Origin of the sequence: Pantoea phytostimulans (assembly GCF_046118715.1) — a bacterium.
GTDB classification, from domain to species: domain Bacteria; phylum Pseudomonadota; class Gammaproteobacteria; order Enterobacterales; family Enterobacteriaceae; genus Pantoea; species Pantoea phytostimulans.
Window position 1 is genome coordinate 1,543,434 of the sequence record NZ_CP173698.1, and the last position, 23,342, is coordinate 1,566,775.

Below are 23,342 nucleotides of genomic sequence, written 5' to 3' on the forward strand. Positions count from 1 at the left end.
GTAAGGGAGACGATGTATGCAGCGCGATTATCCGTGGCAGGCCGGGGCCCGAGGCCGCCTGCTGCTGTTTAACTTGCTGGTGGTCTGCGTCACGCTCATGGTGAGCGCGGTCGCGATTCTCGGGTTTCGCCATGCCGGGGCGATTCAGGAGCAGGCGCAGGCGCAAACGCTGGCGGACATGAACGGCAGCCTGGCGCTGGCGCGTGATACCGCCAATGTCGCCACCGCGGCGGTACGGTTGTCACAGGTGGTGGGCGCGCTGGAATACCAAAGTGAATCGTTGCGCCTGCAGCAAAATCAGCAGGCGCTGCAACAGTCGCTCTCCTTACTGGCGAATGCCCCGATGGCGTCACGCCAGCCAGAGCGGGTGGCGCGTATCCGTGCGCGCAGCCTAATGCTTGAGCAAACCATTACTCAGCTATTGCGCACCGGGCATCAGCGCCATCTGCAACGTAACCTGATGCTCAGCGGCCTGTGGCAATCCCAACTGCTGCTCAGTCATATTAATCAGCTCGCCTTAAAAAATGCGGCGCTTGCCCCGAATGCCGCGCTGCGTCAACAGACTGAGCAGCTGCTTACCGTGGCGATTCGCACGCCTTCACCGGTCGCCGCCATCGATCAATTAGGTGAAGTGATGATGGCGTGGCGCAGCGCGCCTGCTCGCGGCGTTTTGGCAGATCACGTGCAACGCTTATTAACGGCCCAGCAGCAACTGGTGCCGCTGGCGACGGATCTGGAGCAGAGTGATTTAGCCATTGCCTACGCGACTTATCGCATCAAAGCGCTGGTGGCGATGCTCAATGAAGACATCACCGCCTATGTGCAGCAAGTGGCGCAGCAGAGCGAAACGCGCACTTTGGCCACCCATCAGGAGCTTGATTCAATCATCGGGTTTATCGCGTTGTTTGTGCTGCTGGCGCTGGCGATTACCTGTTACGCCGGTTATTACATTTATCGCAATTTAGGTTCCAGCCTGACGGCGATTGCCGGGGCGATGACGCGATTAGCGCAAGGCGAACAGAATGTCAGCGTGCCCGGGCTGCAACGTCGCGATGAGCTGGGCGATTTGGCCCGCGCCTTTAACGTATTTGCGCGTAACACCGCGTCGCTAGCCCACACTTCACGCCTGTTAAAAGAGAAAAGTAATCAGCTTGAGTCGACCTTTTTGGCGATGCGCGATGGCTTTGCGCTGTTTGATAACAGTGGGCGATTAGTGGTGTGGAATGCGCAATACGCCGAGCTGTTGGGCATTGCGCCGCGTGATCTGCATCGCGGGCTGCATTACCAACTGCTGTTACAGCGGCTGGATATTCATCTGCACGGATTGGGTGAGCCGCAGGAGATCCGGCTGGCTGACGGCCGCACGCTGGAGTTGCGTTTCAGCCCGGTACCACGGCGCGGCATGGTGAATACCGTGCTGGAGCGCAGCGCGCGTAAAGCGTTGGAAGAAGCGCTGGTGCACAGTCAAAAAATGAAAGCGGTCGGTCAGCTGACCGGTGGCATTGCCCATGATTTTAATAATCTGCTGGCGGTGATCATCGGCAGCCTGGCGTTAACCCAAGGCCAACTGCCGCCGGGGTCCCTTGCCAGCCGCATTGATCGTGCACGTCAGGCCGCCGATCGGGCTGCGCTGCTGACCCAGCGCCTGTTGGCTTTTTCTCGCAAACAGGCGCTGCATCCCAATGCGGTGTCGGTGGTAACGCTGGTGGATAACCTGCAAGGCCTGTTGCAGCATTCGCTGTTGCCCGGACAACAGCTGGTGATTGATGCCCAGCGTCCTGGCTGGCCCGCGTGGATCGACGCCAGTCAGTTAGAGAATGCGTTGATGAATTTGGTGGTCAACGCGCGCGATGCGATGGCGCAGCAAAGCGGTGAGATTCGTCTGCGTATCTGGAATCAGCGGCGTCTGGAACAGGGTGAGAAGCGCGACAGGGTGACAATTGAGGTGATTGATCACGGCAGCGGTATGTCATCGGAGGTGCGCGAACAGGTGTTTGAGCCGTTCTTCACCACCAAAGCCACCGGCAGTGGCAGCGGATTGGGTTTGTCGATGGTGTACGGTTTTGTTCGTCAATCGGGCGGGCAAATTGAACTGGAAACTGCGCCGGGGCAAGGCACAACTGTTCGCCTGCTGTTGCCACGCGCACCTGAAACCGCCGCCACCGCCGCCGTTGTCGCGCCACCGCAACCCGACGCGGCGGGCGATCGGCTGGTGTTAGTCGTAGATGATGAACCGGCGGTGCGGCAAACCTTATGCGAACATCTGCATCAGCTGGGCTATTTGACGCTGGAGTGCGGCGATGGCGAAAGCGCGTTGAATCTGCTGCGCCAGACGCCGGATATCGATCTGCTGATCAGTGATTTGATGCTACCGGGTGAAATCAACGGGGCGGAGGTGATTCGCCAGGCGCAGCAGAACTGGCCGCAGTTGGCGACGCTGTTAATCAGCGGTCAGGATCTGCGCCACCAGCCCGTGACGCTACCGCTGTGCGAACGGTTGGCGAAACCCTGGCAGGAGGCGCAATTAGTGCAGGCGTTACAGCGCGCATGGCAGCGCAGCGAGCGGCTTAGTCGCGCGCAGCAGGCTGCCACAGCGGCACCGTTTTCCCAATGATGTAGCGTTTGCGCAGGCGGCTGGAGATCGCATCCATCGCCATCACAATCACCACCAAAATCAGGGTAATAAACATCACTACGTCCCAATTCCACAAGCGCATGTTTTCAGCGTAAACCAGCCCCACGCCGCCCGCGCCAACAAAACCCAACACCGCCGCCGATCGGGTATTGGATTCTATCTGATAGAGACTCAGCGCCAGGAAACTGGGAAAGGATTGGGTAAAGATGCCGAAGCGATGTTTTTGCAAACTGTTTGCGCCCAATGCGCCCAAGCCACGACTTGGCGAGCGCTCTACCGCTTCATGCCCTTCGGAGTAAAGTTTGCCGAGCAGCCCCACATCTTGCATCACAATCGCCAACACACCCGCCAGCGGCCCCATGCCTACCGCACGCACAAAGATCAGCCCCCATATCGCCATATCTACGCCGCGCAGCAGGTCAAACATGCGACGAACCAGCAGCGCAATCGGCCAGCTGATGCGCGTGTGCATCACGTTGCGTGCCGCCAGAAACGACAGCGGCAAGGCGATGATCGAGGCGGTAATCGTGCCAGCAAACACAATCGCCAGCGTGATCCCTATCTGGGACAGATAATAACCAAACGGCCAGTTGGCGAAATCCTGCCAGACAAACATGCGCAAAAAATAGCGGCCTAACTGTTGAACGCCGTTTTCCAACCGGCTCCACTCAATGCCGAAGACAGAAAAAAAGAACAGGTAATAAAGCAGCACCGCGAGGGCAATCAGGCCAATGCGGCGCAGATAACGGTTTTGCACGGCAAACAACGCGCTGTGTTGCTGCTTGAGTTTCGCGACATCGGGTGCAAGCGCAATCATGATTTACCCTCCACTACGCGGCGACGCAGGCGACCAGAAACGGTATCCAACAGCGAAACCACGGCGATAATCAGCAGTAATGTGATGCTGACCTGATCGAAACGGTCAAGTTTGATATTGGTCATCAGCTCTTGTCCGATGCCGCCTGCGCCCACTAAACCGAGAATGGTTGAGGAGCGGAAGTTGACCTCTAAACGCATAAAGCTGTAGGAGAGGAATACCGGTTTGACCTGCGGCCAGAAGGCGAAGCGTATGCGTTGCAACTTGCTGGCACCACAGGCTGCGAGGCCGCGCACCGGTTTATCGGAAGCGGATTCTATCGCTTCGTAAAACAGCTTGGTCAGGCTGCCGATGGCGTGCAGCGCCAGCGCCATAAAGCCCGGAATAGCGCCGATGCCAAAGGCCATGACAAACATCACCGCCCACGCCAGTTCTGGCATGGTGCGCAAAAAGGCTACCCCAGAACGGATAGCAAACCGTACGCTTAAGGGCATTTGCGTGTTGTCGGCGGCAAAAAAGGCCAGCACCGTGGCAACGCAGACGGCAATTATTGTGGAAGCCAGCGCCAGTTGCAGCGTTTCCCAAATCAGCGGCAACTGGATATGCAGGCGATAACCCCAATACGCCAGCGAGCCTTCCGTTTTTCCATCGGCGAACAGCAGCGGCAGATGCAGCACCGGAACGATTTCGCGGATGTAATCAAAAAAGTTAGGCAGCGATTGCCAGACGTTAATCAGATTGAATTCCGCCACGTTGCCCGCAGCCAGATAGAGCGCCACCAGCAACAAAGACCAGAGCAGCGAGTCGCGTTTCTGTTGGCTGCGGATGCGTTGGTAATAACGTTCGAAGTCAGTCAAAAGCTTTTCTCGCATAAGTTGAAGTCTGTGCGTGCGGTCCCCATAAGTGCGAGGTCACTTACCCCCACCTCGCTCCCATAAGTGCGAGGTCGTTTGTCCCCCACCTCTGTCCTCCCCCATACATGGGGGAGGAAGATGCTGCCACATGCGAGTATTGAAGCTGCATGGGGCAGCGTCTCCTTCCCCCGCTTCGCGGGGGAAGGTCGGGATGGGGGACAGCGCGCACCGATTCAGCGCGCTAAGGCGCTAAATTACCCGCGGCTGCCCTTCATCAGGTCACGCTTCATATCAATCACATTCTGATAATCCGCTAGCGTTGCTTCACCAATATGCTGCTCTCCGCCCACCGCTTTCACGAAACAGGCGTGATCTTCTTTATCCAGCTTTTTGATCGCCGCCACTACTTTGGCTTTGAACTCTGCTGGCAGCTTATTGCTGACCAGCACCGGGCCGTTAGGAATCAGCGGCGACTGCCAGATAATGCGGATTTTGTTCATTAAATCGGGCTGATCCATACGCATCATTCGGGTAAAGGCACCCGAGGTATAACCGGTGCTGCGATCGCCCACCAGCGACGTCCAGGTCACTGCACCGGCAAATTGATCGTTTAACACGCCGAGAATGTCCTGCTCGTGGCCACCCGAAAAGGTGACGCTGGAGAAGAAATTGTTGTATTTGTCATCGACGCTGCCGCCAAACTCTTTCTTAAATGCCTGGTTCGGCATCAGGAAGCCCGACGTCGAATCGGGATCCGCCATCCCAAAAGCTTTGCCTTTCAAATCTTCCAGCTTTTTGTACGGGCTGTCGGCTTTTACCACCACCACCGAGTGATAACCGCGGGACTGATCTTTGTCATCCACCACAATGCCCACGATATCTACCGCTTTTGGATCTTGCAGATAAACTGAGGCAAACGACGCGGGCGACATGCTCAGTACCATATCAATCTTGCCGCCCAGCAGCCCCTGAATCACGCCCGAATAGTCTGACGCGTTACGCATCTGCGTATCCACGTTCAGCTCTTTATCAAAAAAGCTTTTTACACACTGATTATCGCCAATCTGCTGGGTGGCGTTTTGACCGCCTAAAATGCCCAGATTCAGCTGTTTCGGTGCATCCGCTGCGTTAACGCCAAAGGTCATCAAAGCGCCAGTCACTAAAGCTAATGAAGTCAGTTTCATTCGAAGTTTTTCTCTTGCCATGGAAGTTAGTGGAGCTGATTAATTTCATCACCGTACAGCTGGTGCAGCAGGCCGTCGGTGAGTTGGGAAGGATGTCCGTCGAAAAGCACCACGCCGCGCTTAATGCCAATCACACGGGTGCAATAACTTTTCACCAGTTCGATGGAGTGCAGGTTGACCATCACGCTGATGCCCTGCTCGCTGACCTGACGCAACACATCCATGATGCGCTTGGTGTTTTTCGGATCCAGAGAAGCCACCGGCTCATCGGCCAGCAGGATTTTTGGGTTCTGCATCAACGCTCGACAAATCGCCACGCGCTGCATCTGACCACCCGACAAATTCTCGGCGCGTTGCAGCGCCTGCGGCAGCATGTTCATCCACTGTAAAAGTTCGATGGCGTGTGCGCGGTCAGCGTCAGAAAAGACTTTAAAGAACGATTTCAGGGTGGCGGTCTGGCTCAGGCGGCCCAGCAGCACGTTGGTCAGCACGTCAAGACGCGGCACCAAACAGAAATCCTGAAAAATCATGCCGCATTCGCTGCGCCATTCGCGCATCTGGCGGCTGTTGAGCGTCACCACATCGCGATCGGCCTGGCCGTGGCGCAGGCTGACAATCGCGCCGTCAGTGGCCTCAATGGTGCCGTTCAACATGTGCAGCAGCGTCGATTTTCCTGCGCCTGAACGCCCCACCACGGCGACCAGTTCGCCCGCATGGAGATCAAAACTGACGTTATCCAGCACCCGGTTTTCACCGTAGGCTTTGCATAACCCCTGCACCGATAACACTTTTTGCCCGGTCTGGCTGGCCAGTGGCAGATCGTTGTCCACCACCGTTTTCAGAAGCGCCTGTGCCATGATCTTCTCCGTAATTGCGGTCTGTAAGGTCTGCGCTTATTAAGGCGATACGGGATGAATGCTGAATGACAGTTAAGTGATCAAACTGTGACAGGCTGATCGGCACCCAAAAAGAGTGTCAAACCGTCGCGTGCCGGTTGAACATGTTCAGGTAACGAATGGTTGGCTAACCAGTTATCCATTTCATGACTGAGGTGCGTGAGCCACGCTTGACGTGGCTGAAGCTCATCAATAATCGCCAGCGCAAGTTGGACATCGTTGTGATTGCGCGCGTCACTGCGCGGCGGATCGTTGCAGTCCAGCACCAGCTGATCCAGCGGTTGCCCAATGAGGTAATCACGCGTTTCCGGCGGCAGGCCGCAGGTATCGCACAGCCACGCCAGCCGCATGCCGTGCCAGTCAAACAGATAGCCGTGTGTGAGCCGTGAATGCTGCAACGGCAGTGGCGTGACGAATAGATTGCCAAACTGATGCGGCACGAACGGCGTAAGTGAGGGGCGGAAATCCAGCAGGCCGGGGTGTTTAAACAGGTCATCACTGCCCTTCTCATCGGGCGGGCCCCACACCGGAATCGGCGTGCCGACACCCCAGCGCAGCGCAAATAAACCCTGCACATGATCCATGTGATAGTGCGTCAGCAGAATGCGCGTCAGTTCTCCGGGCTGGAAACGTTCATGCAACAGCGGTAAACCGCCATCCAGCAAAATACGTTCGCTGCCCGCTTCAATCAGCGCACTGCAGGGTGCGCGTTTGCGTTTTTCATCGCGCCTGGCGCGGTGACAGGCCTGGCAGTCGCAGCCAAACAGCGGTGCGGCAGTCACACCGCCAGTGCCGAGAAAGGTCAGTTTCATCGGTATGCCTCGAGTAATTGACGCAGCTGCTGCACCGTCTGGCTCAGCGCGCCATCGTTATTGAGCAGTAAGCATCCATCCGGTTGCGGCTGTGTGGCGCGATCCAGTCGCCGCACAATTTCCGCTTCACTCTCCCGGCCGCGCTGGCGTAAGCGTGCTGCCAGCACGGGCGGCGAGACTTCAAGACAGAGCGGCATCAGTTGTTCACCGTAACGTTGCATGACCTGCGCCAAATGCAGCCGCGAGCCGTTCACCAGTACGTTTTGACCGCGCGCCAGCCAAAGATCAATCTCGCTGCCGATGCCGTAATGAAAGCCATGCGCCTGCCAGCGAATCGCGAAAAAGCCCAGCGCGGCGCGGCGGGTAAACTCCTGTTCGGTGAGGGCAACGTGGTTTTCACCGCCAGCATCGGCGGCGCGAGTGATGTAGCGATGGGCAATCATCAACCCTGCTGGCGGCGCTTCTCGCAAAGCATTCAGCAGGCTATCCTTGCCCGATCCCGACGGCCCAATTAGCCAAATCAGCCTTGCCTTCTGCGGTGATGACATTGGCGCGGCCATCAATAAACCTGCCGCCCTTTGGCCCAGACGTGGCGGATATGCGGATGACCATGTTCGGTGTGCGCCAGCACTAAATCGGCGCGGCGACCTTCAGCAATCACGCCACGATCATCCAGTCCGATCGCCCGGGCGGGATTACACGTCACCAGCGCAATCGCCTGCGGCAAGTTCAGGCCATTGCGATCGTCAGCCGCCAGAAGAAACGCGGCGTCCAGCAGGCTGGCGGGATAGTAATCTGACGAGAGAATATCCAGCATACCCTGTGAAGCCAGCTCCCAGGCGGCGACGTTGCCGGAGTGCGAGCCGCCGCGCACAATGTTCGGCGCACCCATCAGCACCTGCATGCCGCGATGGCGTGAAGCGCGCGCCGCTTCCAGCTGAGTCGGAAATTCAGCGATGGTGCTGCCAACGGCAAACGACTCTTCAACATGCGCCACGGTGGCATCATCATGGCTGGCGAGCGTAATCTGTTGCTCACGGCACCGTGCAGCAATCGCCAGACGGTTGGGCTGTGACCAGGCTTCCGCCAGCGTTAACTGCTCGCGCTCAAATTCATCCATCTGCTGATCGTTGAGATGATATTTCCCTTGGAAATATTGCCGATACTTTTCCAGCGAAACGTATTGCCGCTGGCCGGGCGAATGATCCATCAGCGACACCAGCGCCAGCTCCGGCGTGCTCATCAAGGCTTCAAACAGCGGCAGCGTGCTGGCATGCGGTAATTCACAGCGCAGATGCAGCAAGTGATCCGCGCGATTTACCCCTTTACGGTTGCTGTCGCGGATGGCATCAATCATTTTGCTGAGATTATCCAGCCGATGGCCGCCATCACGGACGTCGCCGACGCCAATCGCGTCCAGTACTGTGGTGATGCCGCTGGCGATCATCAGCGCGTCGTGGCTGCTCATCGCGGAATGCGCTGGCCAGTCAACTTTCGGGCGCGGGGTAAAAAATTTATCGAGATTGTCAGTATGCAGCTCAACTAAACCGGGCAGCAGAAACGCGCCTTCGCCATCCAGCGCGCCCGGCTGTTGGCTGCGGGTTTCGCTAAAGCTGGCGATAAAGCCATCACGCATCTCCAGCGATCCGGCGATCACCTCTTTTTCCAGTACCAGTTTGACGTTATTGATGATCATGCTTCCGCTCCCGAGCTAACCGGCTGCATAACGTGCAGGCGATCCGCCACCCGCTCGCGCACCGCCTGATCGTGAAAGATACCGACAATCGCCGCACCGCGTGTGCGTGCCTGTTCAATCAAACTCACCACCGCCGCGCTGTTGGCGCTGTCGAGTGACGCGGTGGGTTCATCCAGCAGCAGCACCGGATAATCAGCGATAAAGCCGCGGGCAATATTGACGCGCTGCTGTTCGCCGCCAGAAAAGGTTGAGGGTGGCAGCGCCCACAGACGTTCTGGCACGTTGAGGCGCGTCAGCAGTTCTTTGGCGCGCTGCTCGCAAAAGGCGCGCTCAACGCCCCGTTCTAGCAGTGGCTGCATGACAATTTCCAGCGTTGGCACACGCGGGATCACCCGCAAAAACTGGCTTACCCAGCCGATCGTATCGCGGCGAATCGCAATAATCTGGCGCGCCGGGGCCTGCGCCATATCCATCCATTCGCCCCTGTGTTGCAGCCAGATATGACCGCTGTTGGCCTGATAATTGCCATATAGCGCGCGCAACAGCGTGGATTTTCCGCTGCCCGAATGGCCATGCAGCACCACGCATTCCCCCTGATTCACTTCAAGGCTGGCGTCCTGTAACACCGGCAGCGCCACGCTGTTTTGGTTATGCAGCACAAACGTTTTGCACAGCTGCTCGACGCGAAGTTGTGTGGTCATGTTCATCACCTTAATTAAGCACCGAGGAGACCAGCAGTTGGGTATAAGGATGATGTGGATCGTCCAACACCCGATCGGTCAAGCCGCTTTCTACCACCCGGCCTTGTTTCATCACCAGCAGGCGATGCGCCAGCAACCGCGCCACGCCGAGATCGTGGGTGACAATGATCACCGCCAGATTGAGTTCACGCACCAGCGTGCGCAGCATATCCAGCAAGCGCGCCTGCACCGACACATCCAGCCCACCGGTAGGCTCATCCATAAACACCAGTTTCGGCTGCGTCACCAGGTTGCGGGCAATCTGCAAACGCTGCTGCATACCGCCGGAGAAGGTAGTGGGTAAATCATCAATGCGGTTCGCTGCAATCTCGACTTCCTGCAACCAGTGGCTGGCTTCAGCGCGGATCTCACCATAATGACGATGCCCCACCGCCATTAATCGTTCACCGATATTGCCGCCTGCGGTGACTTGCGCACGTAACCCGTCCAGCGGATGCTGATGCACCACGCCCCATTCGGTACGCAGCAAGCGGCGGCGGTCGCTTTCGCTCATTTGGTACAGGTTATGTTCACCGTATAAAATCGTGCCCTGCTGCGGCGTTAAGCGTGCTGATAGGCTGCGCAACAACGTAGTTTTGCCCGAACCCGATTCCCCGACAATGCCCAGCACTTCGCCGGGATAGAGGTCAAAACTCACCGCTTCAAAACCTTTGCCCGGCGCGTAAAGGTGGGTGAGATTATTCACCGCAAGCAGCGGCTGTTCACTGTGCATGATGTTGTTCCTGCTGCTGATGGCAAAAATCGGTGTCCGAGCACACAAACATGCGTGTGCCCTGATCATCCATGACCACTTCATCAAGGTAGCTGTGACGCGAGCCGCACAGCGCGCAAGGCGCTTCCCACTGCTGCACGCTAAAGGGATGATCGTCAAAATCCAGGCTTTCTACTTTGGTGTAGGGCGGCAACGCATAGATGCGTTTTTCGCGTCCGGCACCAAACAGTTGCAGCGCCGACATCATGTTCATTTTCGGGTTGTCGAATTTAGGAATGGGCGAAGGATCCATGACGTAGCGATTATTCACTTTCACCGGATAGGCATACGTGGTGGCGATATGGCCGTAACGCGCGATGTCTTCATAGAGTTTCACCTGCATGATGCCGTACTCTTCCAAAGCGTGCAGGGTGCGGGTTTCAGTCTCACGCGGTTCGATAAAGCGCAGCGGCTCCGGGATCGGCACCTGATAGATCAGGATCTGATCCTCCTCCAGCGGCGTTTCCGGGATACGGTGGCGCGTCTGAATCAGCGTTGCATCCACCGTGCGCTCTGTCACTGCCGCACCGCTGACGCGTTGGAAAAAGCGGCGTATCGACACCGCATTGGTGGTGTCATCTGCGCCCTGGTCAATCACCTTCAACACATCCTGATCGCCAATGATGCTGGCGGTGACCTGAATACCCCCCGTGCCCCAGCCATAAGGCATTGGCATTTCACGTCCGGCAAACGGCACCTGATAACCGGGGATCGCCACCGCTTTTAGAATGGCGCGGCGAAGGGTACGCTTGGTTTGCTCATCCAGATAGCCGTTGTTGTAGCCGCTTAACTCAGCCATGGTTACGCTCCTGATGATCCTGACGCAGCTGCTTCAGCAGTTCCAGCTCCGCCTGGAAATCGACGTAGTGCGGCAGTTTTAAGTGGGAAACGAAGCCCGCCGCTTCAACGTTGTCGGCGTGCGACAGCACAAACTCTTCGTCTTGCGCCGGGCTGGTGATACGCTCGCCGTGTTCGCGGGTTTGCAACGCGCGATCCACTAACGCCATCGCCATCGCTTTGCGTTCGGCGCGACCAAATACCAGGCCGTAGCCGCGGGTAAACTGCGGTGCCTGTTCGCCGTTATGGGTGAAACCATTGACCATTTCGCATTCGGTCAACAGCAGTTCGCCGATCTCCAGCTCAAAACCGAGCTCTTCCGGGCAGATGCTGACGCTGAGATAGCCGGTGCGAATTTCGCCGGCGAAGGGATGGGTGCGACCGTAACCGCGCTGCGTGGAGTAGCCCAACGCCAGCAGAAAACCTTCGTCGCCGCGCACCAGTTGTTGCAAACGGGCGGCACGCGAAGCGGGAAAACCGATCGGCTCGCGAGTAATATCGGTGGGTTCGCTGCCATCATCCTTTTCACTGGCCGCTAACCCTTCTTCACTCATCATGCTAAACATGTGCGGGCAACGCTGCGGCAGCGCCTGATCGTCTCGCGGTGCGGCGGGTGTTTCACCGTTTGCCAACAATGTGAAGTCGAGCAGTCGATGGCTGTAATCGTAAGTGGGGCCTAAAACCTGGCCACCAGGCAAATCTTTGTAGACCGCTGAAATCCGCCGCTCGATGCGCATGTGCCGGGTTGCCAGCGGCGTGCTTTCCGCCAGACGTGGCAAGGTGGTGCGATAGGCGCGCAGCAGGAAAATCGCCTCGACTAAGTCGCCGCTGGCTTGTTTAATCGCCAGCGCAGCCAGCTCAGGATCGTAAATACCGCCTTCGGTCATCACCCGATCCACCGCTAAACCCAACTGTTGGGCGACCTGATCACAGCCTAGCTCGGCGACGTCTCGGCTACCGCGACGCAAATCAGCCTGTAACTGATGGGCATTGGCAATCGCCTTTTCGCCCCCTTTCACCGCAACATACATCAGCAGACCTCCACGTCGGTAGAGCGCGGCAGCGCCATCATCGCTTCGCCACAGGTGAAGATCAGATCAACACCCTGTGGAAACGGATGTGGTCGGGTGCGCAGATATTCCAGCACGCTCTCCGGCAACTGAGGCGCAATGGCGCGTGTTTCACGTAGGCCCGGCCCCGACAAGCGCAGCGTCAGTCCGCCATTCAGTGAAGGCACTTCAATGATCAGCGTGGTGCTTTTCTCCGGCGACAGGTTATCGCCTGCCGCAAAATCGGCGGGATTGGGTTGCGAAGTGGCGTGGCTTAGGGCAAACGACGCACCACAGCTGTCGCTAATCGGTACGCCGGTATGAAAACGCAGGTTGCTGCGAAGCTGTTCATTATCTATTTTCGCATCGATCCACAGCGGACTTTCCTGATCCACCAATGTCAGTAACACCGCAGTGGCAGCGGGCGATAACGCACCCCAACCCTGTTGCAGCGGCAGCGACACCATCACGCCTGGCTCGCTCATCGCTTTGAGGATGCGGCGAAAGGCGCACTGCGCATCAGCCACCGGATGGTTAAAACTTGCCAGTAAAGTCATTCATTATCTCCGCGTACCAGCGTAAAGAAGTCCACTTTGCTACTGGCTATTTCGCGTGCGCGCAGCTGTCGCTGCTCATCACGTAAGGCCGCCAGCGGCGTAATCACTTTTTCCTGTAACAGCGCGCGAAATTCCGGCTGCTGCATCAACGCATCGATCAGCGCGCAGCGCTCAGCCTGGGCTTTATCTCGTCCCAACAGATAGCTGTAACCCAAGGTGCCATCTTCCAACTGCACCACGGCGCGCGTGACGGTAGCATCGCCCATCACGAAGCGGTTGCCGCTGGCACCCATTCGCGCTTGCAGGCGCGTCAGGCCAATTTCTGCCGGACGGATCAGGGTGAAAGCAGGATGAAGATTGAGTGCCTGCCAGTGCGCCTTGAGATTGGCTGCACTGCTGTGTGCCAGCACCGAAAGCCAGTGCTGGCGGGCGGTTTGCTGTTCCATTAATGCTCCAGAGTGAGTTCAATCATGTCGCCGCGCGTTACGCTGACGGAGTATTCCGCCATGGCGCCATCGATGGTTTTATTCAGGGTGCGCACGCACAGCAGAGGCGATTGCAGTGCAATCTCCAGCTGTTTGCACTCTTTGGCCTGCGCGCGGCGGGTGCTGATTCGCGTCTGCGTGCGGACCAGATGTTTACCGGTGTGTTGAGAGAGATAATCGTGCAGCGATCCGCTGTTGAAACGCTGAAGTAGCGTCCACCAACTGAGATCGGGCAGGAAATGATTGATCACGCAGACCGGCACGCCATTAACCCGGCGCAGCGTCCGCAGATGGATGACGTTATCGCCTTCGGCAACAGCCAACGCGCTGGCGACCTCGTTGCTGGCGGGACGCAATACCGCTAACAGCCGCTCGCTGGTGGGATGGCTACCCTGCTCCAACAGGTTTTGACTGAAGCGCGCCTGGGCATGCAGCGGATAGTTATAGGGTCGCATTAGCACCAAAATGCCCACGCCGTGACGACGCTGCAGCAACCCTTTGTGCACGAGTTCATCCACCGCACGGCGCAGCGTATGGCGATTCACTGCGTAGTGATCGGCCAGTTGCTGCTCAGAAGGCAGATAATCACCACAGCGGTAACGTTGCTGCAGCGCCTGTTCCAGTTGGGCGGCAACAGCCTGATACACAGTGGTCGGATGTCTGGATAACTCCATCACGATCAAATCCTCACGCGTTAATGAGAAATAAAGGCAGCTGAAAAGGGCGCTGCGTGATGGCATTACCATGAAGTTTTTAGATGACAGAACGGTGACTGATGAATGACGCCACGATGAATTTGCTTTAAGACAGCATGATCACAGGTCAACGGACCCGCTTCTGATAAAAATCACTTAACTGTTAAGTTTGCGAGGCGTTACTCAAATTTTGGTGGCAATTCAACAACAAGCTGCTTGGTGCGTTAACGTGCAGGTTAGCAGGATTCTGCTAGTTTTTAACCTGAACCCTCTCTGTTATGCGAACTCTTAAAATGATTAACAGCATCAAACTTTCTGGTGATTTTCGCCGCACTTTCGTTCGACAGGTATTACTGCCGCTGATTGCCATTCTGCTTCTTACCTTCATTGGCGCAGGCATGGCGCTGTTTCTTGGCACCTCCTTAACCAATAGTGAAGCAAAACAGCAGCAGCAGCGCATGATAGAAGCCTCTTTTTCGCAGAGCCTGAATGAGCATTTGCGGCAGTTGCGCAGCCTGTCGCGCTGGTCGCCGTTTGAACAGCACCTGGCGCAGGCGCAGACTGACCCGCGCTGGCTGGATGAAAACGTCGGCAGCTGGCTCTATGAAATGTTTGATCATCAGGTGGTGATGGTGCTGGATGCGCAAAACCGTGTTTCTCGGATCTGGCGTGACGGACAGGCAGTGACGATCGAGAGCGAAGATCGTTTAGTGCAAGATGTGTTGCAAAGCCCACTGATCCACAATTCTCAGCATCAGGATGGGGTTGATTATGCACAGATTGGCGGGCGGGCCGCCGCTTTAGCAGTCGGAGATATCAAGCGTGACAATCAGCCTGGCGCGAACTTTCGCCTGATCAGCCTGAAATTTTTAGATGATGGTTACCTGGCAGGACTGGCGGAGCGTAATCAGTTAGCGGGCCTGCATTTCTCTGACGGTACGCCGAAACCCGGCACACTGGCGCGCTATTTAATCGTTTCACAAGCCGGTGAAGCGGTCGGCTATATCAATTGGATCCCTGCCCGCCCCGGCGCGCAAATGCTGCGGACGGTTGGCCCCACCACCGGCATTGCGGTGTTGGTTATTACCCTGCTCTGTATTTACATGGTGCGCAGATTGTGGACCTCATCGCTTAACCTGTCGCAGTCGATGCTGAAGCTGGGAGCCAGCGAGGCGCAGGCACAGCATTTGGCGTTTCATGACGTATTAACTGGCCTGCCGAATCGTGCCCTGGTGGAAGATCGCCTGACCCAGGCGTTGGCGCTTGCAGCGCGGCAGGAGCAGCGCGTTGCGCTGCTGTTGATTGATCTTGATCGCTTTAAAACCATCAACGATACCCATGGTCATCACGCCGGAGATGAACTGATCATCGCGGTGGCGCATCGTCTGAATGCCTTAGTCCGCGCCAGCGATACCGTGGGGCGCATCGGCGGCGACGAGTTCATTGTGGTGATGCCGGATGTCGATAACATCGGGCAAGTTCAGGCGCTGGCGCAGCGCATCGTTGATGAATTAAGCCAACCGTTTACCCTGTTTGGCAGCGAAGTCTGGAGCGGTGCCAGTATTGGACTGACGCTGGCACCGAAAGATGGTTTAGATCGGCTAGAGCTCATGCGCAAAGCCGATATCGCGTTGTATGAAGCCAAAAGCAGCGGACGCGGCAAGTATCGTCAGTTTGAGCGCGCCATGGATGAGTCGGTTCAAACCCGGCAAACCATCGCGGCAGATTTGCGTGCCGCCCTGCAAAGCTACCAAGGGCTGGAAGTATGGTATCAACCGCTAATGGACATTAGCGGTCAGCAGGTAGTGACCATCGAAGCGTTACTTCGCTGGAAACATGCTGAACGGGGCGAGATCTCGCCCGGCGAATTTATTGCGATTGCTGAAGAGACGGGATTGATTATTCCGCTCGGCGAATGGGTATTACGCGAGGCGTGTAAAACCCAGCAGCGGTTTAACGGTTTAATTGTGGCGGTAAACGTGTCACCGGTTCAGTTCCGTACCACCGGTTTTGTGCAGCGGGTCATGGATGTTGTGCAGCAAGCGGGTGGCGATCCTCATTTTATTGAGCTGGAAATCACTGAAGGTGTGTTGATTGAGGATGAGCACGAGGCGCGGGCGATTATCGTGGCTTTGCGTGAAGCCGGTTTCCGTATTGCCCTGGACGATTTTGGCACCGGCTACTCCAGCCTGAATTACCTCAGCACGTTTCCGGTCGATAAAATCAAAATTGACCGCTCGTTTACGCAATCGCTGGGCGTGGCGGAGAATTCTGTGGCGATTATCGAGTCGGTGGTGAAACTGGGGCATGCCATGGGATTAACAGTGACGGCTGAAGGCGTTGAGACGCAGGGGCAAATGTCTGCACTGGCCGATGCCGGATGTAATCAACTTCAGGGCTACCTGTTCAGTAAGGCGGTGCCGGTAGAGGAAATTGTGAGCATGATACGTCCGGGTTGATGTTTATGCTTTTATTTCAGCGAGCTGATGGTTGGCAACGGTTGTCTGCGCTGCCTTTATCCTCTGCGCGCTGTCCCCCATCCCAACCTTCCCCCGCACGCGGAGGAAGGGGCAGGTAAGCAGACGCTGGTGGGATGAGAGCGCATTACGCTGAATACAACCCACCCCAACCTTCCCCCGCACGCAGAGGAAGGGGCAGATAAGCAGACGCTGGTGGGATGGGAGCGCATTACGCTGAATGCAACCCATCCCAACCTTCCCCCGCACGCGGAGGAAAGGGCAGATAAGCAGACGCTGGTGGGATGGCAGCGCATTATGCGGAATGCAACCCATCCAGCAACGCGGCTGAACTGGCCACCGCACCAAAAATCCCGCCTTGCATATGAATCATGCTTAATGCCGCTTCGTGGTGCTTCACTTCTGTCGCTGCACAACAATCGGCTAACACCAGACACTCAAAACCGCGATCGTTGGCTTCACGCAGCGTGGTGTGGACGCAGACATCGGTTGTGATGCCAGTAAGAATCAAATTACGGATTCCACGACTGCGCAGCACCAGTTCCAGATCGGTGGCGTAAAACGATCCTTTGCCGGGCTTATCAATAATCACCTCGCCCGGTAGCGGCGCCAGTTCAGGAATGATTTCCCAGCCTGGTTCACCGCGCGTCAATATCCGCCCGCACGGCCCTGCGCCACCGATCTCAGCATTCATGCGCTTTGAACGCCAGTGCTTATTCGCTGGCAAATCGCTGAGATCGGGTCGATGCCCTTCTCGCGTATGAATGATAGGAAAGTTAAGCGCACGCATCCGCGCCAGCACCGCTTTAATCGGTTCGATTGGCGCGCGCGTTAACGCAATGTCATAACCCATGCTATCGACATAACCGCCTACTCCACAGAAATCGGTCTGCATATCAATAATCACCAGCGCGGTATTGGCTGGGCTAAAGCTGCCATCAAACGGCCAGGCGTAAGGCGTGGAATTAACACTGAACTCAGGCATTCTCTTTCTCCATCATCGGTTGCGGCGCTTTGCCCCGCAGCTTAATAATCAGGCTGTAACTCAGCGCGGCCGTTACCAGGCCAATCACCGCTTCGCCAAACTGAGGAAACTCAACGTGTGCAATCACCGCACACAAGCTGCCGATTGCCCAAGCGGCGAAGGCGCTTCCTCTGAAACGCTGCGCTTTACGCTGTTCGCTGAATTTGGCCATAAAAATCAAATCAACAATCATTACCGCACCAAACGGCGGCACCACAATGCCCAGCAAGCTCAGCCATTCAAGGAAGTAAGACCAGACTCCCGCCAGCGCCAACATGCCGCCGATTGCGCCCAGAATCAGCGTCCATAAGCGCATTTTGCTGCTGAACAGATGGCTGAAACCCACCGCACCGTTATAAAGACAATGGGTGCAGACCGAACCAAGATTGATAAACACGAACAAGCAGGCGATGGTGGAAAGGATTGCGCTGTGGCCCATTAACATCGGCAGAAAGTTGCCACCGTTATTCAGCGGATCGACCGCTGCGCCTACCGCGACAATCACCACGCCAAACAGGTAAGAGATGACATTTGCCACCGGAAACGCTGAAAATGCTGCAACTACCGCAGAGCGTCCATTTTTGGACCAGCGAGTAAAATCTGCGGTCATGGTGCCGGAATCAGCAAAGCCCGCCACCACCATGGTGACTGCGGTGCCCATGCTCATTGCGCCCGCCACGCTGGCGCTGCCCTGGAAAGCGGTGATGGTGCTAAAGTCGTGATCTTTGCCAATAAAATAGAGCGCCACTACGCCTAGCACCACAAACAGCGGCGCGGCAATCATGCCTAATACCGAGAGCGCCCGCACACCAAGGAAGGTGACGCCGGTATAAAGCACCATTGCGAATGCCGTAACCGCCAGCGCGTTCCAGCCAAAGGTTTGATTAATTACCGTGCCAGTCAGGCCAGTCTGGAAGGCGTACCAGCCGATCACCACCGTGGAGAGAAAGCCAGAAACCAAAATGTAGCCTTTGCTGCCAAAGGTGCGTTTAGCCTGCAACGCGAAGTTCATTCCGGTATTGCCCGCCAGCCAACTCAGCGCGCCGACATAGGCAAACAGCACCAAATTCCCCAGCAGAATGGCAATCAGCGCCGGCCAAAAACCGAGATGCCAGGTGATCATGCCACCAAACAATGCGTTGGTGAGGATCATCGGGAAGCCAAACCACACCGCAGAGACGGAACCCGTAGAATGACGGTGCGTCACGGGCACCGGCTCATGTTCAAATTCCTGCTCTAACGCAGGGGATGATTGATTTTTCATTAGGCGATTCCTGTGAAAGCGGGTTGATGGTGGTTCCACGGTTGAATACGTTCAAACGCGGCGCTGGCCGCCAGCACTAAGGCGTCATCAAGATGGCGTCCCACAATTTGCAGGCCGATCGGCAGGCCGCTGGCAGTCAATCCGGCGGGCACTGATGCAGCTGGCTGGCCGGTAAAATTGAACGGGAAGCAGAAAGACAACCAGTGATCGCTGCGCACCATGCGGCCATCAATGATTTCCGGGCCTTGCATGTTGAGCGGGAACGGTGGCGTGGCTAAGGTTGGGGTAATCAGCAGATCGTAGCGCTGCATAAAACGCCATAAGCTGTTGCTTACCGCTTTACGGGTAGCGATGGCATCGGTAAAGGTTTCAGCGCGCCATTCGCGTTGCAGCATCGCGACCAGATGTGGCGACATGTTTTCACCCTGTTCACTCATCATCTTGCGCATGCCGGTTAAGTCACTCTCCAGCGCCACCAGCGCACCAAACGCGGCACCTGGATCGCTGAAGCCGGGATCGGCGAGTTCCAACTCACAGCCCAGCTCGCGGGCAAAGCGCTCTGCGGCGGCGCTGACGACTTTCCGCACCTCAGGATCGACCGCGACATAGCCAAAGTCAGCGCTAAAGGCGATACGCAATTTCCTCAGCGGCATTTCCGGTGCCGCTAACCAGTCAACATCGCTACAGGGAATGGAGTGGCGATCGCGCATGTCTGGCCCGGCCATTAGCGACATCATTAAAGCCGCATCGCGCACCGTGCGTGTCATCGGGCCAATGTGCTCCAGCGACTCCCAACTAGAGACGCCGGGATAGCGTTCATCACGGCAGCCCGGCCACAGCGGGACGCGGCCCATTGAGGCTTTAAATCCATAGACACCACAATGCGCAGCAGGGATGCGTACCGAACCGCCGCCGTCGCTGCCCAATGCCAGCGGGCACATTCTCGCAGCCAGTGCTGCACCGGAACCGGCGCTGGAACCGCCGGGCGTCATGTTGAGATCCCACGGATTACGCGGTGACGGAAACAGCGGATTATGACCCACACCGCTGTAACCAAATTCAGGGGCTGTGGTTTTGCCCAGCATCACGGCATCGGCAGCCAGCAAACGCTCAACGGTAATGTCGTCATCTTCAGGAATAAAATCTTTATAAGCCACCGAGCCTGACGTGGTTTTAACGCCTGCGGTGCAGATCAGATCTTTGACGGCAAAAGGCACGCCTGCCAAGGCGCCCAACGTGTCGCCACGGGCGCGTTTAGCATCCACAGATTTCGCCTGCGCCAGCGCAATATCGGGTGTCGGCGTGCAAAACGCGTGAATGTGCGGCTCACGCTGTTCCATGCGTTCCAGCGTCGCCTGAGTGATTTCTCGTGCAGAGACTTCGCCATCGCGGATCAGCTTCGCCAGTGTGGTCGCATCTTCATCTAATAAAGGGTCGAACATGGTTCACCTCGCCAAAATGATTACGCAAGGTGAGTTGCATTAAGCGTGCCATAAAGCGAGCAGGGCTGGGTAGCACGCGTGGATCTCAGGCGGGATACGCTCTTGGATACAAGATCGAATTCTTATAATAACTTTCGGTTGCGCAATTCGAGGTTGGATTGACTGATGGGCACGCTAATGGCGCAGCGATGCGCTATTTGGGGGAACGTTGATGGCAATAACAAAACCTCGCTGAATTAGCGAGGTTTATTCACAGGTGCGCATTTTGATGAGCAGCCAGAGTCACATTCTATTTAGCCAGGGATTTTAGCAAAGCGTCTGGATAGCCCTGTCATTCTTTGAAAACTACTCAGGAAAATCTGTCTCCACCGAAGTCTGTTTCCAGGCCTCGATCTGAGCCAGCCGCTCTTTCAGTTTTTCCGTTACCGCTTCATATCCCCACGCGCCCAATACCAAGTGGCGCGGCGGATTATCGTGTTCGGTAATTGCGATCATCGCTTTCGCCGCGCGGGCCGGGTCGCCTTTTTGGGTGCCGCTGTATTCTGACGTGGACTTCATGCGCGCCGCCGCCGTTTCAGCATAGTCGGGCAATTTACTCGGCGTTTGATGCAGCGAGCGTCCCGCCCAATCGGTACGGAATGGGCCAGGCTCAATGCAGGTGACGTTGATACCCAACGGGCCCGCTTCCTGAGCCAGTGAATCGGACCAGCCTTCCACCGCGTGTTTGCTGGCTGAGTAATAGCCTGAGCTGGCAAAACCGATGAATCCAGCCACCGAAGTGATGTTGATTACATGGCCGCTGCGCGCTTTACGCATAGCGGGTAACACCGCACGCGTCAGGGCAAACAGGCCAAACACGTTGGCATCGAACTGGTCGCGAATCGCTTGCTCTTCGCCCTCTTCAACCGAACTTTGATAACCATAACCGGCGTTGTTGACCAGCACATCTACGGTGCCAAATTTTTCCAGCGCCGCGCTGACGGCTTTGTCGATGCTGGCTTGTTGCGTGACGTCCAGCGCCAGCGCTAATGCATTGTCGTGCCCCTCGACCAGATCCGCAACTTTAGCGGGATCGCGAGCCGTCACCACCACGTTGAATCCACGCGCAATGGTTTGTTGTGCCAGCTCGCGACCAAAACCGGTCGAGCATCCTGAAATAAACCATACCGGGCTTTTGTTTGCAGCCATGATGGGAACTCCCCTGTTTTTTCTAACGATTTATTTTGAACCCGGATGCGGACGCATCCGGGGGAAGAGACAATTAAAAGTAGCGGCACGCTTTAGCGCCTATTTAACCTTCCATGCTGTTATGACTTTTTATGAAACAGTTGGCTGGCCGTATCGCTGATGATCTGTGCGGCACCGCGATCGCCCTTCGCCATTGACGCCATAAAGGCTTTGGCCTGTTTGAAGGTAATATGCGGCGGCAGCGGCGCGACTTCAGGGTCGGTTTTCACTTCTAAAACCACCGGACGATCTGAACTCAGCGCTTGCTGCCAGGCGCTGGCCAACGCATCGGGATTATCGACAAAGATCCCACGCAGGCCGAGTGTTTCCGCGAACTCAGCATATTTCACATCCGGTAACTGCTGCGTAGCGTCAAAGCGCGGATTGCCTTCCATCACGCGTTGCTCCCAGGTCACTTGATTGAGATCCTGGTTGTTGAATACGCAAACAATCAAACGGGGATCGGCCCATTGTTGCCAGTATTTCTGGATGGTGATCAGCTCAGCCATGTTGTTCATCTGCATGGCGCCATCACCCACTAGCGCCACCACCGGTTTTTCCGGGTGAGCAAACTTAGCGGCAATCGCATACGGCACCGCGGCACCCATGCAGGCGAGGCCACCCGACAAGCTGGCGCGCTGACCTTGTTTGACGCGATAGTCACGAGCAAACCAGTTAGCACAGGAACCGGAATCGGAGGTTACAATGGCGTTTTCCGGCAGCTGCGGCGACATCTCCCATACCACGCGCTGCGGATTAACCGGATTCGCCGGGGCATGTGCCCGATCTTCCATCTGCTTCCACCAGGTTTGCACCTGCACCGCAATCTCTTCCTGCCAGCTGCGATCGTCTTTATGTTCCAGCAGCGGCAACAGCGCACGCAGCGTTTCGGCGGCATCACCGTGAAGGTTAACTTCATTCGGATAACGCAGACCTAACATAGCGGGATCGATATCGATTTGTACCGAACGCGCCTGGCCCTCTTTGGGCAAAAATTCCGTCCACGGGAAGCCGCTGCCTATCATCAGCAGCGTGTCGCAATCCTGCATTAGCTTCCACGAAGGCTCCGTTCCCAACAGGCCAATCGAGCCGGTGACAAACGGCGCGTCATCCGGCAGCACATCTTTGCCGAGCAGCGCCTTCGCAACACCTGCACCCAGCACATTCGCCGCCTGCACCACTTCCACCGCCGCGTTTCTTGCACCCGCGCCGATTAAAATCGCCACTTTTTTTCCCGCGTTTAATACCTCAGCGGCGCGCTGTAAATCGGCTTCATAAGGCACAACTTTAGGCCGCTGATAACCGGGCCCGGAATGGGTGAAGCCGTGCAGATGTTGCGGTGCTTGCCACTCTTCATCCTGAATATCTTTGGGAATGATCAGCACCGCAACGCCGTTTTGCGCAATGGCGATGCGCACGCCGCGGTCAATCAAATGGCGCACCTGTGCGGGCGACGCCGCTTCTTGCACGAAATTAGCGACGTCAGAGAAAACGCGATCGAGGTTCATTTCTTGCTGATAACTGGCCCCACGAGCAGTCACTTCCGCTTGCCCGGCAATGGCTAACACCGGCGCGTGGTCCATTTTGGCATCGTACAGGCCGGTGAGAAGATGGGTTGCGCCTGGGCCGCCAGTGGACAAACAGACGCCCAATTCTCCGGTAAATTTCGCGTGTCCGGCGGCCATAAATGCGGCCATCTCCTCATGACGCACCTGAATAAATTCGATGCCATCGCCGTTTTTATTGGCACGTTGGATCGCGCCCAGTACACCATTAATGCCGTCGCCCGGATAACCGTAAATACGCGTCACGCCCCACTCTTTCAGGCGCTTGACAAAAAAATCACTGGTTTTGCTGCTCATCGTCGCGTTCTCCCTTT

Annotated in this window: 21 protein-coding genes; 2 read left to right on the forward strand and 19 right to left on the reverse strand. The window is 56.6% G+C overall.

Features of this window, described 5'->3' with window-relative positions; genetic code table 11:
• Positions 1–16 precede the first annotated feature (16 nt).
• Positions 17–2,614: an ATP-binding protein gene (locus tag ACF2G4_RS07325; RefSeq protein WP_409075769.1), complete on the forward strand. Its 2,598-nt coding sequence runs from the start codon at positions 17–19 to the stop codon at positions 2,612–2,614.
• On the opposite strand, the gene phnE (ACF2G4_RS07330) is transcribed toward ACF2G4_RS07325, so the two are convergent.
• From phnE (ACF2G4_RS07330) to phnF, 14 genes are all read right to left on the reverse strand, one after another.
• A complete protein-coding gene (gene phnE / locus ACF2G4_RS07330) occupies positions 2,568–3,452 on the reverse strand; it encodes a phosphonate ABC transporter, permease protein PhnE (RefSeq protein ID WP_409075770.1) in 885 nt (294 codons plus the stop codon). The genes ACF2G4_RS07325 and phnE (ACF2G4_RS07330) overlap by 47 nt on opposite strands.
• Entirely contained in the window at positions 3,449–4,309 is an 861-nt protein-coding gene (phnE, locus tag ACF2G4_RS07335) for a phosphonate ABC transporter, permease protein PhnE (RefSeq protein WP_409075771.1), read from the reverse strand. The genes phnE (ACF2G4_RS07330) and phnE (ACF2G4_RS07335) overlap by 4 nt, the downstream gene beginning before the upstream one ends.
• 251 nt (positions 4,310–4,560) lie before the next feature.
• Complete coding sequence (gene phnD / locus ACF2G4_RS07340) at positions 4,561–5,490, reverse strand: phosphonate ABC transporter substrate-binding protein (RefSeq protein WP_332627128.1); 930 nt, start codon at positions 5,488–5,490, stop codon at positions 4,561–4,563.
• A 26-nt stretch (positions 5,491–5,516) separates the two neighbouring features.
• Positions 5,517–6,347: a phosphonate ABC transporter ATP-binding protein gene (phnC, locus tag ACF2G4_RS07345; RefSeq protein ID WP_409075772.1), complete on the reverse strand. Its 831-nt coding sequence runs from the start codon at positions 6,345–6,347 to the stop codon at positions 5,517–5,519.
• An 80-nt stretch (positions 6,348–6,427) separates the two neighbouring features.
• Positions 6,428–7,198 carry a phosphonate metabolism protein PhnP gene (phnP, locus tag ACF2G4_RS07350; protein ID WP_409075773.1) on the reverse strand — a complete coding sequence of 257 codons (771 nt, stop codon included), beginning with the start codon at positions 7,196–7,198 and terminating at the stop codon, positions 6,428–6,430.
• The gene (gene phnN / locus ACF2G4_RS07355) at positions 7,195–7,746 is read right to left on the reverse strand and encodes a ribose 1,5-bisphosphokinase (protein ID WP_332627130.1); all 552 of its coding nucleotides are present in this window, start codon (positions 7,744–7,746) and stop codon (positions 7,195–7,197) included. Before phnN ends, phnP begins: the two co-directional genes overlap by 4 nt.
• A gap of 11 nt (positions 7,747–7,757) precedes the next feature.
• On the reverse strand, positions 7,758–8,894 hold the full coding sequence (phnM, locus tag ACF2G4_RS07360) for an alpha-D-ribose 1-methylphosphonate 5-triphosphate diphosphatase (protein WP_409075774.1): 1,137 nt from the start codon (positions 8,892–8,894) through the stop codon (positions 7,758–7,760).
• Positions 8,891–9,595, reverse strand: coding sequence for a phosphonate C-P lyase system protein PhnL (gene phnL, locus ACF2G4_RS07365; RefSeq protein WP_332627132.1), 705 nt, complete (start codon positions 9,593–9,595; stop codon positions 8,891–8,893). Before phnL ends, phnM begins: the two co-directional genes overlap by 4 nt.
• 10 nt (positions 9,596–9,605) lie before the next feature.
• Positions 9,606–10,367, reverse strand: a complete 762-nt coding sequence (gene phnK, locus ACF2G4_RS07370; RefSeq protein ID WP_409075775.1) for a phosphonate C-P lyase system protein PhnK — start codon at positions 10,365–10,367, stop codon at positions 9,606–9,608.
• Positions 10,357–11,205: an alpha-D-ribose 1-methylphosphonate 5-phosphate C-P-lyase PhnJ gene (locus ACF2G4_RS07375; RefSeq protein ID WP_409075776.1), complete on the reverse strand. Its 849-nt coding sequence runs from the start codon at positions 11,203–11,205 to the stop codon at positions 10,357–10,359. Before ACF2G4_RS07375 ends, phnK begins: the two co-directional genes overlap by 11 nt.
• Complete coding sequence (locus ACF2G4_RS07380) at positions 11,198–12,274, reverse strand: carbon-phosphorus lyase complex subunit PhnI (protein ID WP_409075777.1); 1,077 nt, start codon at positions 12,272–12,274, stop codon at positions 11,198–11,200. The genes ACF2G4_RS07375 and ACF2G4_RS07380 overlap by 8 nt, the downstream gene beginning before the upstream one ends.
• The gene (gene phnH / locus ACF2G4_RS07385; RefSeq protein ID WP_409075778.1) at positions 12,274–12,849 is read right to left on the reverse strand and encodes a phosphonate C-P lyase system protein PhnH; all 576 of its coding nucleotides are present in this window, start codon (positions 12,847–12,849) and stop codon (positions 12,274–12,276) included. The genes ACF2G4_RS07380 and phnH overlap by 1 nt, the downstream gene beginning before the upstream one ends.
• Positions 12,846–13,295, reverse strand: coding sequence for a phosphonate C-P lyase system protein PhnG (gene phnG / locus ACF2G4_RS07390; protein WP_409075779.1), 450 nt, complete (start codon positions 13,293–13,295; stop codon positions 12,846–12,848). Before phnG ends, phnH begins: the two co-directional genes overlap by 4 nt.
• Positions 13,295–14,008, reverse strand: a complete 714-nt coding sequence (phnF, locus tag ACF2G4_RS07395; protein ID WP_409075960.1) for a phosphonate metabolism transcriptional regulator PhnF — start codon at positions 14,006–14,008, stop codon at positions 13,295–13,297. Before phnF ends, phnG begins: the two co-directional genes overlap by 1 nt.
• A gap of 314 nt (positions 14,009–14,322) precedes the next feature.
• Between phnF and ACF2G4_RS07400 the strand changes: the two genes are divergently transcribed.
• On the forward strand, positions 14,323–16,488 hold the full coding sequence (locus ACF2G4_RS07400; RefSeq protein ID WP_409075961.1) for a putative bifunctional diguanylate cyclase/phosphodiesterase: 2,166 nt from the start codon (positions 14,323–14,325) through the stop codon (positions 16,486–16,488).
• A gap of 313 nt (positions 16,489–16,801) precedes the next feature.
• Here ACF2G4_RS07400 and ACF2G4_RS07405 read toward each other — a convergent pair whose 3' ends face one another.
• From ACF2G4_RS07405 to ACF2G4_RS07425, 5 genes are all read right to left on the reverse strand, one after another.
• Complete coding sequence (locus tag ACF2G4_RS07405; protein ID WP_409075780.1) at positions 16,802–17,491, reverse strand: cysteine hydrolase family protein; 690 nt, start codon at positions 17,489–17,491, stop codon at positions 16,802–16,804.
• A complete protein-coding gene (locus ACF2G4_RS07410; RefSeq protein ID WP_409075781.1) occupies positions 17,484–18,794 on the reverse strand; it encodes a purine-cytosine permease family protein in 1,311 nt (436 codons plus the stop codon). Before ACF2G4_RS07410 ends, ACF2G4_RS07405 begins: the two co-directional genes overlap by 8 nt.
• On the reverse strand, positions 18,794–20,236 hold the full coding sequence (locus ACF2G4_RS07415; RefSeq protein ID WP_409075782.1) for an amidase: 1,443 nt from the start codon (positions 20,234–20,236) through the stop codon (positions 18,794–18,796). Before ACF2G4_RS07415 ends, ACF2G4_RS07410 begins: the two co-directional genes overlap by 1 nt.
• A gap of 345 nt (positions 20,237–20,581) precedes the next feature.
• Positions 20,582–21,424 (reverse strand): oxidoreductase, encoded by an 843-nt coding sequence (locus tag ACF2G4_RS07420; RefSeq protein ID WP_215846469.1) that lies wholly within the window; start codon positions 21,422–21,424, stop codon positions 20,582–20,584.
• Between the two features lie 119 nt (positions 21,425–21,543).
• Positions 21,544–23,325 (reverse strand): thiamine pyrophosphate-requiring protein, encoded by a 1,782-nt coding sequence (locus ACF2G4_RS07425; protein ID WP_243077644.1) that lies wholly within the window; start codon positions 23,323–23,325, stop codon positions 21,544–21,546.
• Between the last annotated feature and the right edge of the window lie 17 nt (positions 23,326–23,342).